Annotated in this window: 8 protein-coding genes; 5 read left to right on the forward strand and 3 right to left on the reverse strand. The window is 62.0% G+C overall.

Annotated features, from left to right (window positions below):
- Positions 1-86: 86 nt before the first annotated feature.
- From QMX89_RS17940 to thiI, 3 genes are all read right to left on the reverse strand, one after another.
- On the reverse strand, positions 87-2,084 hold the full coding sequence (locus QMX89_RS17940) for a methyl-accepting chemotaxis protein (RefSeq protein ID WP_282349252.1): 1,998 nt from the start codon (positions 2,082-2,084) through the stop codon (positions 87-89).
- A gap of 311 nt (positions 2,085-2,395) precedes the next feature.
- Positions 2,396-4,216: a translational GTPase TypA gene (typA, locus tag QMX89_RS17945; protein ID WP_049861725.1), complete on the reverse strand. Its 1,821-nt coding sequence runs from the start codon at positions 4,214-4,216 to the stop codon at positions 2,396-2,398.
- Between the two features lie 128 nt (positions 4,217-4,344).
- A complete protein-coding gene (gene thiI, locus QMX89_RS17950) occupies positions 4,345-5,799 on the reverse strand; it encodes a tRNA uracil 4-sulfurtransferase ThiI (RefSeq protein WP_049861724.1) in 1,455 nt (484 codons plus the stop codon).
- A gap of 420 nt (positions 5,800-6,219) precedes the next feature.
- On the opposite strand from thiI, the gene glnA reads away from it, so the two are divergent.
- From glnA to ntrC, 5 genes are all read left to right on the forward strand, one after another.
- The gene (glnA, locus tag QMX89_RS17955) at positions 6,220-7,626 is read left to right on the forward strand and encodes a glutamate--ammonia ligase (protein ID WP_049861723.1); all 1,407 of its coding nucleotides are present in this window, start codon (positions 6,220-6,222) and stop codon (positions 7,624-7,626) included.
- 132 nt (positions 7,627-7,758) lie between these two features.
- Positions 7,759-8,274 carry a DUF4124 domain-containing protein gene (locus QMX89_RS17960; protein WP_049861722.1) on the forward strand — a complete coding sequence of 172 codons (516 nt, stop codon included), beginning with the start codon at positions 7,759-7,761 and terminating at the stop codon, positions 8,272-8,274.
- On the forward strand, positions 8,271-8,870 hold the full coding sequence (locus tag QMX89_RS17965) for a DUF4124 domain-containing protein (protein ID WP_282349254.1): 600 nt from the start codon (positions 8,271-8,273) through the stop codon (positions 8,868-8,870). Before QMX89_RS17960 ends, QMX89_RS17965 begins: the two co-directional genes overlap by 4 nt.
- A gap of 270 nt (positions 8,871-9,140) precedes the next feature.
- Entirely contained in the window at positions 9,141-10,226 is a 1,086-nt protein-coding gene (gene glnL / locus QMX89_RS17970) for a nitrogen regulation protein NR(II) (RefSeq protein WP_043191452.1), read from the forward strand.
- Positions 10,223-11,659: a nitrogen regulation protein NR(I) gene (gene ntrC / locus QMX89_RS17975; protein ID WP_049861720.1), complete on the forward strand. Its 1,437-nt coding sequence runs from the start codon at positions 10,223-10,225 to the stop codon at positions 11,657-11,659. Before glnL ends, ntrC begins: the two co-directional genes overlap by 4 nt.
- Positions 11,660-12,100 lie beyond the last annotated feature (441 nt).

Genomic DNA, 12,100 nt, shown 5'->3' on the forward strand with positions numbered 1-12,100 from the left:
GGCAGAGACCCGCTCCCACAGAGGCGGTGATCATCTGTGGGAGCGGGTCTCTGCCCGCGAAGGACGCGCCGCCGAATGACCACCGGTCACCGCTGCCGACTCAACCCCGCCAGCCGCGTCGACAGCGCCTGCATGCCCTGGCTCAGTTCGCTGAGACTGGACGCGTCACGCGCGCCGTCCTCACTGGCCGCGTGAATGCGCACCGCCAGCTCGGTGATCTCCTGAGTGACATGGCTCTGCTCTTGGGCCGCCACGGCGATCTGCTGGGTGCGCTGGACGATGTCGTCGAAACCCACCACCGTGCTGCCCAGCGATACGCTCAGCACACCGGCCTGCTGCGCCACGGTGCGCGTCCGGTCCTCGCCCGCCACCATGGTATCGACCGCCTTTACCGACGCCTGACGCAGCTCGCCGATCATCTGCTGAATCTCGTCGGCCGACGTCTGGGTGCGCCCGGCGAGGGTGCGCACCTCATCGGCGACCACCGCAAAGCCTCTGCCCTGCTCGCCCGCGCGAGCCGCTTCGATGGCGGCGTTGAGCGCCAGCAGGTTGGTCTGCGCGGAAATCGACTTGATCACGTCGAGCACACCGCTGACGCTCTCGATGTCCTGACCCAAGCGGGTGATGGCCTGAGCCACGCTGGCAATATCGCCGGTCAGAGAATCGATCGTCTGACTGTTCTGCTGCACATGCCCCTGACTCTCGCGCGCCGTCGACAGCGACAGCTGCGCGGTGTCGGAACACTCCGTGGTGTTGGAGGCAACCTCTTGGGCGCTGGACGACATCTCGGTGATCGCGGTGGCCAGCAAGGTATTGTCCTGGCGCTGGGTTTCCGCGCGCTCGGCCATGATCACTGACAGCCGCGCGACATCATCGGACTGCTGCTGCAAGCGCAGCGCCTCATCGGCAATCGCCTTGAGCATGTTGCGCAGGTTGCCGGCGTAGCGGTTGACCGCTCCGCGCAACTGGCCGATCTCATCGGCCCGTGCCACGTCCAGTTCTGCGCTGGTGCCACCGCCCTGCTCGCCCAATTTGTCGATCTGTGCCGTGGTTTCGTTGATCTGACTGAACACCGCGCGTCCGGCCAGCCAGGCCAGGCCAAACACCAGTGCCAGGATCGGCAGCAGGGTGGTGAGGATATCGATGGTCAACTTGCTGGCAATGCCGGTCATGTGTGCCTGGGGCGTGGCCAGGCCCACTGTCCAGCCACTGGCCGGAACCCGCGTGAGGCTGATGTAACCTGCCCCACCCAGCTGCGCATCATGATCCACCTGAAAGGTCTGCGCCTCACGCTGGCCGCTGCTGCGCCACTGGGTGACGGCCTTGAACCAGGGATAGGCGGCGAGCAGTGCCGTTTCGTCAGCAGGCGCCGGTTGCTCGCCGGTGGCCGGGAAATACAGGACCTTGCCGGACGGATCGATCGCAAAGGCATAGCCACCGGTGACCTGCCCATTGGACTTGAGGAAGTCGGCCAGGCCCGTGAGGGTCAGGTCGATGGTCGCCACACCGGCGAAACGGCCGTCGCGGCTGTAGGGCACGGTACAGGTGGTCATCAGAATCTTGCTGACCGGGTCCTCGTAGGCATCCGACCAGGCGCAGCGACCGGGCGTGGAGGCCTTGCCCTGCACGTACCAATCGGCGGTGTGATAGTCATCCACAGTGCTGGCGTTGTACTCCTCCGAATACCCCAGGCTCTGGCCGCTGCGCGCCCAATAGAAACTGCGACGGGCCACGCCTGCGCTGAATGCGTCCGGCTCGGGCCACAGGCCACCGCCGGCGATGGCGGTATTGCCCTGGGAATCGATGATTGGAGCCAAGGTACCTTTCACCAGCTCGACATCCGCTGGCAGCGTCGCTCCCAGGCTCGCCAAGGCAGCGACGCGGCCTTCGATCTCGGCCAGTTCGACCGACAGTTGCCGTGCGATGGCCGTGGCCGACTGCTCGGCGCTCTTGGTGTTGGACTGGATCAGCTTGGGCTCGCCGCTGAGCACCATGACCGCATAGATGGCGGCCGCAGTTACCAGCAGGATAAACACGATGCCCAGGCTGAAGCGGGACATGATCTTGGTGGGTAGCAGGCGCATGGGGCCCCCTTCGGAGGGAATCGATATTGCCTGCGCTATCGGCCTGGGGGTGGAAAACTGGAGGACGAGCGATAGAGGGCTTTGCAGTGCCAAAGCCGGCGTCTTCGCGGGCAGAGACCCGCTCCCACAGTGGTGGCGATCATCCGTGGGCGGCGAGCCCTCTGCCCGCGAAGGCCTCCCTGACACACCCAAGCCCCCTGTGGGAGCGGGTCTCTGCCCGCGAAGAGGCCAGACCTGCTAGCACCCACAGCCATAAAAAAGCCCCCGAACGCTTTCGCGCCGGGGGCTTTTCAATCAACCGGAACTACGAATCAGTTCTTGGCTTTCTTGGCAGCGCGGGTGCGCTCGCCTTCGTCCAGGATCTTCTTGCGCAGACGGATCGACTTCGGCGTGACTTCGCACAGCTCGTCGTCCTGGATGAATTCCAGGGCCTGTTCCAGAGTGAAGCGAACCGGCGGAACCAGAGCGATGGTCTCGTCTTTACCCGAGGCACGCATGTTGTCCAGCTTCTTGCCTTTGGTTGGGTTGACGCCCATGTCGGTGTCACGGCTGTTCAGGCCGACGATCTGACCGTTGTAGATCTCCTGACCGTGCTCGACGAACAGCTTGCCGCGCGCTTGCAGGGTTTCCAGGGAGTAGGTCAGCGCCTTGCCGGTTTCGACCGAAACCAGTACGCCGTTCTGACGGCCGGACATGTGGCCCGACTTCATCGGAGCGTAGCGATCGAAGATCGAGGTCAGGATGCCAGCACCGTTGGTCAGGGTCAGGAACTGGTTACGGAAACCGATCAGACCACGAGCAGGGATGTTGTATTCCAGACGAACACGGCCCTTGCCATCCGGCACCATGTTGGTCAGGTCGCCTTTACGCAGACCCATTTCTTCCATGACCTTGCCCTGGGATTCTTCAGGGGTGTCGATGGTGACGTTCTCGAACGGTTCCTGCTTCTCGCCGTCAACCTGGCGGATGATCACTTCCGGACGACCGACGCCCATTTCGAAGCCTTCGCGACGCATGGTTTCGATCAGTACCGAGAGGTGCAGCTCACCACGGCCGGAGACCTTGAACTTGTCGGCCGAGTCACCTTCTTCAACGCGCAGAGCCACGTTGTAGAGCAGTTCCTTGTCCAGACGGTCCTTGATGTTACGGCTGGTGACGAACTTGCCTTCCTTACCGCAGAAAGGCGAGTCGTTGACCTGGAAGGTCATCGAAACGGTCGGCTCGTCGACGGTCAGTGGCTTCATCGCCTCGACGGTGTCCGGGTGGCACAGGGTGTCGGAGATGAACAGCGAGTCCATACCGCTGATGCAGACGATGTCGCCAGCAGCGGCTTCTTCGACGTCCACACGGTGCAGACCGTGGTGACCCATCAGCTTCAGGATACGGCCGTTGCGCTTCTTGCCGTCGGCACTGATGGCCACAACCGGGGTGTTCGGCTTGACCGAACCACGAGCGATACGGCCAACACCGATGACGCCCAGGAAGCTGTTGTAGTCCAGAGCGGAGATCTGCATCTGGAATGGACCTTCACGGTCCACGGCTGGCGCTGGAACGTTGTCGACGATCGACTGGTACAGCGGGGTCATGTCTTCGGCCATGTCGTTGTGGTCCAGACCGGCGATGCCGTTCAGGGCCGAGGCGTAGACGACTTTGAAGTCCAGCTGTTCTTCGGTGGCACCCAGGTTGTCGAACAGATCGAAGATCTGGTCCAGAACCCAATCAGGACGCGCGCCCGGACGGTCGACCTTGTTGATGCAGACGATCGGACGCAGGCCGGCTTCGAACGCCTTCTTGGTCACGAAACGGGTTTGCGGCATAGGGCCGTCCTGGGCATCGACCAGCAGCAGCACGGAGTCGACCATCGACATCACACGCTCTACTTCACCACCGAAGTCGGCGTGGCCCGGGGTGTCCACGATGTTGATGTGGTAGCCGTTCCAGTTGATGGCGGTGTTTTTCGCCAGAATGGTAATGCCGCGCTCTTTTTCCTGGTCGTTGGAGTCCATCACGCGCTCGTCGTTGAGCTCGTTGCGCTCCAGAGTGCCGGACTGACGCAGGAGTTTGTCTACCAGGGTGGTTTTACCATGGTCAACGTGAGCAATGATGGCGATGTTGCGTAGATTTTCGATCACTTGTGTATCTCGATCAGAGGATTCGGTTGCCGCGCATTCTACGTGGCGAATATTAATCAACGATGTTGCAACCGACCCTGTGGTCGGGGGGGCGATGGCGGATGGATCCGCCATTCAACCCCGGAACTCTATGTCGGACGATAAACGCGCACATTGGCATGTCCCTCACTCAACAAATGGTGAGCATGCAGTCGGCTCATGACGCCCCTGTCGCAATACAGCAAGTACTGGCGTGTGAAGTCCAGTTCCTTGAAGCGGTTGTTCAGGGCATAAAAAGGCATTGCCTTGACCTCGATGCCGGCCAGTGACAATGGCTGGTCTTCCTGGGCATCGGGGTGGCGGATATCGATGACGACCTGTCCGGGCAGCACCTGGCTGACCTCTTCGACTTCGATATCCCGGCCCAGCTGGTCGATGACTTCATCGATGGACACCAGCTTGGCACGCTCCAGCGCTCGCTCGAGCACGGCCATGTCGAAAGACTTCTCTTCATGGACAACGCGCGGCAGTTTTGCGCTGGTGGTCGGGTTGACCGAAATCACGCCGCAATATTCTGGCATGTGTTTGGCAAAATCGGCAGTCCCAATTTCAACTGCTTGATCGATGATGTCCTGTTTATGGCTGGCCAGCAGTGGACGCAACACGAGTTTGTCGGTGGCGCTGTCGATCGCCGACAGGTTGGGCAGGGTCTGACTGGAGACCTGGGAGATGGCCTCGCCGGTGACCAGCGCAGGAATCTTCAACTGGTCGGCCAGGCGCGTGGCGGCACGCAGCATCATGCGCTTGAGGATCACGCCCATGTGGCTGTTGTCGACCTTGCCGAGAATCTCGCCCAGCACTTCTTCGAACGGCACGCTGATGAACAGCACGCGTTGGGAGCTGCCGTACTTCTTCCACAGGAAGTGAGCGACTTCCATCACGCCCAGTTCATGGGCACGACCGCCCAGATTGAAGAAGCAGAAATGGGTCATCAGGCCGCGACGCATGATCTGGTAGGCCGCGACAGTGGAATCGAAACCACCGGACATCAGAACCATGGTCTGTTCCAGAGCACCCAACGGGTAACCGCCCAGGCCATCGTGCTGGTCATGGATGACGAACAGGCGCTGGTCACGGATTTCCAGGCGCACCACGACGTCGGGCTTTTTCAGGTCGATGCCGGCAGCGCCGCACTCACGGCGCAATTGACTGCCGACGGTGCGTTCCACGTCCATCGAGCTGAAGGCATGCTTGCCGGCACGCTTGGCACGTACCGAAAAGATCTTCCCAGGCAGCAGCGGGCCGAAGTGCGCCTTGCACTTGGCCACGATGTCATCCATATCGCCCAGCGGGTATTCGTCCACTTGCAGGAAATGCGCGATACCTGGCGTGCAGCTCAGGCGCTCAGTCATCTCGCGCAACACCTTGGCGTCCGTCAGCTTGGTCTGGACTTCAAGGTTGTCCCACACGCCATTGACCACCAGCTGCGGGTCCAGGTCACGGAGCACCATGCGGATGTTCTTGGCGAGCTGGCGGATGAAACGCTTGCGCACCGGCGGGCTCTTGATGGTGATCTCTGGGAAGACTTTTACGATAAGTTTCATGAAAACAGCGCGCGAAATGCCAGCCTGAAAAGAGGGGCGCGGATTATAGCGGAAATTGCTCAAGGTTTGACCAGTTATCGTACGAACGGCCGAACGCACCATTCTGGACCACCCACAAACACCCCGCACCAAACCAGCGCACCCCCATTCACCACAGCCCCCTGCAGCAGCGGCGCAAGCCGCATCCCGCCTTTATACGCATCGATGCCTGAAACAAAGCATGACGCGGCTTGCGCCGCTGCTACGGGGGAATGTGCTCGAACATAGGGATCGTGCACAGCGGCATTGCGCCCATCACGGGGCACTGGCATGCAAATTGCTCCCTTGTGAGGCAGGTTGCCTTGGCCGACTATCGGGCCCGGCATCACTCATATTTGGGGCCCTCACCATAATCGGCCCTATTCCACCCCGGAGGACAACATGTCGAAGTCGGTTCAACTCATCAAAGATCATGACGTCAAGTGGATTGATCTGCGCTTCACTGATACCAAAGGCAAGCAGCAGCACGTGACCATGCCGGCGCGCGATGCACTGGACGACGACTTCTTCGAAGTCGGCAAGATGTTCGACGGCTCCTCCATCGAAGGCTGGAAAGGCATCGAAGCCTCCGACATGATCCTGCTGCCCGACGACAGCACCGCCGTGCTCGACCCGTTCACCGAAGAGCCGACCCTGATTCTGGTCTGCGACATCATCGAACCGTCGACCATGCAAGGCTACGATCGCGACCCGCGCGCCATTGCCCACCGTGCCGAGGAATACCTGAAGTCGACCGGTATCGGTGACACCGTGTTCGTCGGTCCCGAGCCTGAGTTCTTCATCTTCGACGAAGTGAAGTTCAAGTCGGACATCTCCGGCTCCATGTTCAAGATCTTCTCGGAACAGGCTTCCTGGATGACCGACCAGGACGTCGACGGCGGCAACAAGGGCCACCGTCCAGGCGTGAAAGGCGGCTACTTCCCAGTGCCACCGGTCGACCACGACCACGAAATCCGTACTGCCATGTGCAACGCACTGGAAGAGATGGGTCAGGTCGTCGAAGTTCACCACCACGAAGTGGCGACTGCCGGCCAGAACGAAATCGGCGTCAAGTTCAACACCCTGGTCGCCAAGGCCGACGAAGTGCAGACCCTGAAGTATGTCGTGCACAACGTTGCCGACGCCTACGGCCGCACCGCTACCTTCATGCCCAAGCCACTGTACGGTGACAACGGCTCGGGTATGCACGTGCACATGTCGATCTCCAAGGAAGGCAAGAACACCTTCGCTGGCGAAGGCTATGCCGGTCTGTCCGATACCGCCCTGTACTTCATCGGCGGCATCATCAAGCACGGCAAGGCACTGAACGGCTTCACCAACCCGTCGACCAACTCCTACAAGCGTCTGGTCCCAGGTTTCGAAGCCCCAGTGATGCTGGCCTACTCGGCTCGCAACCGTTCCGCTTCGATCCGCATTCCTTACGTCAACAGCCCTAAGGGCCGTCGTATCGAAGCCCGCTTCCCGGATCCGGCAGCCAACCCGTACCTGGCCTTCGCAGCGCTGCTGATGGCTGGCCTGGACGGCATCCAGAACAAGATCCACCCTGGCGATGCCGCCGACAAGAACCTGTACGACCTGCCGCCTGAAGAGGCCAAGGAAATCCCGCAGGTTTGCGGCAGCCTGAAGGAAGCCCTGGAAGAGCTGGACAAGGGCCGTGCGTTCCTGACCAAGGGCGGCGTGTTCAGCGACGACTTCATCGATGCCTTCATCGCTCTGAAGAGCGAAGAAGAAATCAAGGTCCGTACCTTCGTACACCCACTGGAATACGACCTGTACTACAGCGTCTGATCCCTGTGATGTGACAGAAAGGCCACCCTCGGGTGGCCTTTTTTCGTTGCGCGGTCGCCACAGCCGCGATGCACCCGACCTGCCATTTGCTCTATGCTGGCCTCCATGCAAGCGCCACTCAGAGAAGTTTCCATGCGCTCACCCCTAGCCTCGCTCTTACTGCTGTGTTCGCTGCCTGCCGCCGCGCAGATCTACAAGTACACCGATGCCCAGGGCAACACCGCCTACAGCAACCAGCCTCCCGAGGGGCGCGCGAGCCAGACGGTCGAACTGCCGCCGCTCAACAGCGTCGAGTCGCCGCGCAAGTCGGCGCCGGTGACGCTGCCCAGCACGGCCGTCCAGGTGCCGCAGACTCAGTACAGCCAATTGGAGCTGACCGGCCTGCCGAGCGACGAAGCCCTGCGCGCCAACAACGGTACCTTCGACGTCGGCGTAGCGATCGTGCCCCGCCTGCGCTCGGGAGACCGGCTGCGCCTGGTCCTCGACGGCCAGCCCTACGGCCAGCCGACCAACGTGCCGCGGTTGCAACTGGTGAACGTCGATCGTGGTGATCACAGCCTGGCGGTGCAAGTGGTCGACAGCCAGGAAGCGGTCATCCAAGAAAGCGCCACCGTTACCTTCACGGTGCAGCGGGTCCACCTTCCATGAGGTATTGGGCACTGCTCTGGCTGGCCTTGAGCACCGCGTCGGCCCAGGCTGCGGTGTACACCTACGTCGACGCCAACGGCAACCGGGTGTTCACCGACCAGCCCGGCAAAGGCGCCGAACGCGTGCCGATGCCGACACGCTCCGGCACCAGCGCACCGGCAACCGCCACACCGCCACGCACCGGCAAGGTGGCCGTTCCGACTAAATCGACGGTGATGCGCTATCAGATGCTGCGCATCCTCGGCCCGCTGCCGGACACCGCCGTGCGCGAGGAAGACGGTTCACTGATCGTCACCCTCACCAGCGAGCCGGCTTTGCAGCCCAACCATCGCTACCGCCTGCTGCTGGACGGTGAAATCGCGCAGGCTCCGGGCCGCAGCCCGGTATTCGCCCTGAGCAATGTTGACCGCGGCACCCATACCCTGGCTGCCGAGATCATCGATCAGGACGACCATGTGATCGAGCGCACGCCTGCACAGCCGGTCCATCTGCAGCGCATCTCGCTGATCCAGAAACGCCGTGTCCATCCTTGCCGGACTGCCGATTACGGCGTACGTCCGGAATGCCCGCTCAAAGACAAACCCGAAGACAACTGAGCCGCGACCCGGTGGCTAACACTGGCGCACTCGATTGGTGCACTATCGGGACTGCCGAAAGTCGGAACGTGCCATTTTGGTTCGTCCTGGCGGCATGCCACGGGTTTTCGCGCAGACGCTGAGCACCTGTGGCACTCATTTGTACGATCGGCGCTTCTTTTCGGAGCCTTGGTTTGGTTCTTGCATTTTCCCTGCACCAGCGAGTTTGTTTCGCGCGCGAACCCGGGCATTGCCGCGGGCGCCCTGTGCCAAAAGAGGTCACCTGTCCCCATGACCATCAGCGATGCCCTGCACCGACTGTTACTCGACAACCTCACCACTGCCACCATTCTGCTCAATGCCGACCTGCGCCTTGAGTATATGAACCCCGCAGCCGAGATGTTGCTGGCGATCAGTGGCCAGCGCAGCCATGGTCAGTTCATCAGCGAACTGTTCACCGAATCGACCGAAGCCTTGAATTCCCTGCGCCAGGCCGTGGAGCAGGCTCATCCCTTCACCAAGCGCGAAGCGATGCTGACCGCGCTGGCCGGCCAGACGCTGACGGTCGACTATGCCGTGACGCCGATCCTCAGCAACGGAGCGACCTGGCTGCTGCTCGAAGTGCACCCGCGCGATCGCCTGCTGCGCATCACCAAGGAGGAGGCGCAGCTGTCCAAGCAGGAAACCACCAAGATGCTGGTGCGCGGCCTGGCCCACGAAATCAAGAACCCACTCGGTGGCATCCGCGGCGCCGCTCAGTTGCTGGCCCGCGAGCTGCCCGAGGAAAGCCTCAAGGACTACACCAACGTCATCATCGAGGAAGCCGACCGCCTGCGTAACCTGGTCGACCGCATGCTTGGCTCGAACAAGCTGCCCTCGCTGGCCATGACCAACATCCACGAGGTATTGGAGCGCGTGGCCAATCTGGTCGAGGCTGAAAGCCAGGGTTGCATCACCTTGGTGCGCGACTACGACCCGAGCATTCCCGATGTCCTGATCGACCGCGAACAGATGATCCAGGCGGTGCTCAACATCGTGCGCAATGCCATGCAGGCCATCAGCGGCCAGAACGAGCTGCGCCTGGGCCGTATCAGCCTGCGCACCCGCGCCATGCGCCAGTTCACCATCGGCCACGTGCGCCATCGCCTGGTGAGCAAGATCGAGATCACCGACAACGGTCCGGGCATTCCGGCCCAACTGCAGGAAACCATCTTCTACCCCATGGTCAGTGGCCGTCCCGACGGCACCGGCCTGGGGCTGGCCATTACCCAGAACATCATCAGTCAGCACCAAGGCTTGATCGAATGTGAAAGCCACCCCGGCCACACCACCTTTTCGATCTTCCTGCCGCTGGAACAAGGAGCCGCTTCGTCATGAGCCGTAGTGAAACTGTCTGGATCGTCGATGACGACCGTTCCATCCGCTGGGTACTGGAAAAGGCCCTGCAGCAAGAAGGCATGACCACCCAAAGCTTCGACAGCGCCGATGGCGTCATGAGCCGGCTGGCACGCCAGCAGCCCGACGTGATCATCTCCGACATCCGCATGCCCGGCGCCAGCGGCCTGGACCTGCTGGCGCGCATTCGCGAACAGCATCCGCGCCTGCCGGTGATCATCATGACCGCCCATTCGGACCTGGACAGCGCGGTGGCTTCCTACCAGGGCGGAGCTTTCGAGTACCTGCCCAAGCCGTTCGACGTCGACGAGGCGGTCTCGCTGGTCAAGCGCGCCAACCAGCATGCCCAGGAACAGCAGGGCCTGACCGAAGTCCCGGCATTGACCCGCACGCCCGAGATCATCGGTGAAGCGCCGGCCATGCAGGAAGTCTTCCGCGCCATCGGCCGACTCAGCCACTCCAACATCACCGTGCTGATCAACGGCGAGTCGGGCACCGGCAAGGAACTGGTCGCCCACGCCCTGCACCGGCACAGCCCACGGGCCGCGTCTCCCTTCATTGCGCTGAACATGGCGGCGATCCCCAAGGACCTGATGGAGTCGGAGCTGTTCGGCCATGAAAAGGGCGCCTTCACCGGCGCGGCCAACCTGCGCCGTGGCCGTTTCGAACAGGCCGACGGCGGCACGCTGTTTCTCGACGAAATCGGCGACATGCCGGCCGATACCCAGACGCGCCTGCTGCGCGTGCTGGCCGATGGCGAGTTCTATCGCGTTGGCGGGCACATTCCGGTGAAGGTCGACGTGCGTATCATCGCCGCCACCCACCAGAACCTGGAAACCCTGGTGCACGCCGGCAAGTTCCGCGAAGACTTGTTCCATCGCCTCAATGTGATCCGCATCCACATCCCGCGCCTGTCGGACCGCCGTGAAGACATCCCGACCCTGGCCCGCCATTTCCTCAGCCGTGCCGCCCAGGAACTGGCGGTCGAGCCCAAGCTGCTCAAGAGCGAAACCGAGGAATACCTGAAGAACCTGCCGTGGCCCGGCAACGTGCGTCAGCTGGAGAACACCTGCCGCTGGATCACCGTGATGGCATCGGGTCGGGAAGTGCACACTAGCGATCTGCCGCCCGAACTGCTGAGCCTGCCGCAGGACGCGGCACCGGTAACCAACTGGGAGCAGGCGCTGCGCCAGTGGGCCGACCAGGCCCTGGCACGTGGCCAGTCGAGCCTGCTCGACAGCGCCGTGCCCAGTTTCGAGCGGATCATGATCGAGACGGCCCTGAAGCACACCGCCGGACGCCGTCGCGACGCCGCCGTGCTCCTGGGTTGGGGCCGCAACACCCTGACGCGCAAGATCAAGGAGCTGGGCATGAAGGTCGATGGCGCCGACGAGGACGAAGTCGAGGAAGCCTGACGTCGCGCACACCGCCACGGGCATACCCGATCCCTGTAGCAGCGGCGCAAGCCGCGTCCGGCCTCACTGCGGTGGGTCAGATGCTCCGCACATACCGCCGACGCGGCTCGCGCCGCTGCTACAGGCGTACGTCAGATGCCCTCCACACCCCCCATGGCATACCCGATCCCTGTAGCAGCGGCGCAAGCCGCGTCCGGCCTCACCGCGGTGGGTCAGATAGACCGCATATACCGCCGACGCGGCTCGCGCCGCTGCTACAGGGGCTTGTAGAAACTCTCCGCTTTTGTGCATTGGCCTTGTGCAGTGCACCCACACGATGCGCTGCTGAACATCGCTGACCGCTCGGATAAAACCTCGTTCGTTTCAATGAGCTAAAAGACCGATATCCGAAAAAAATTATTTTTTCTTATATTTCAATCAGATAGAAATCATGTAAAAAAT

The organism is Pseudomonas sp. PS01301 (assembly GCF_029960215.1).
GTDB lineage: Bacteria > Pseudomonadota > Gammaproteobacteria > Pseudomonadales > Pseudomonadaceae > Aquipseudomonas > Aquipseudomonas coleopterorum.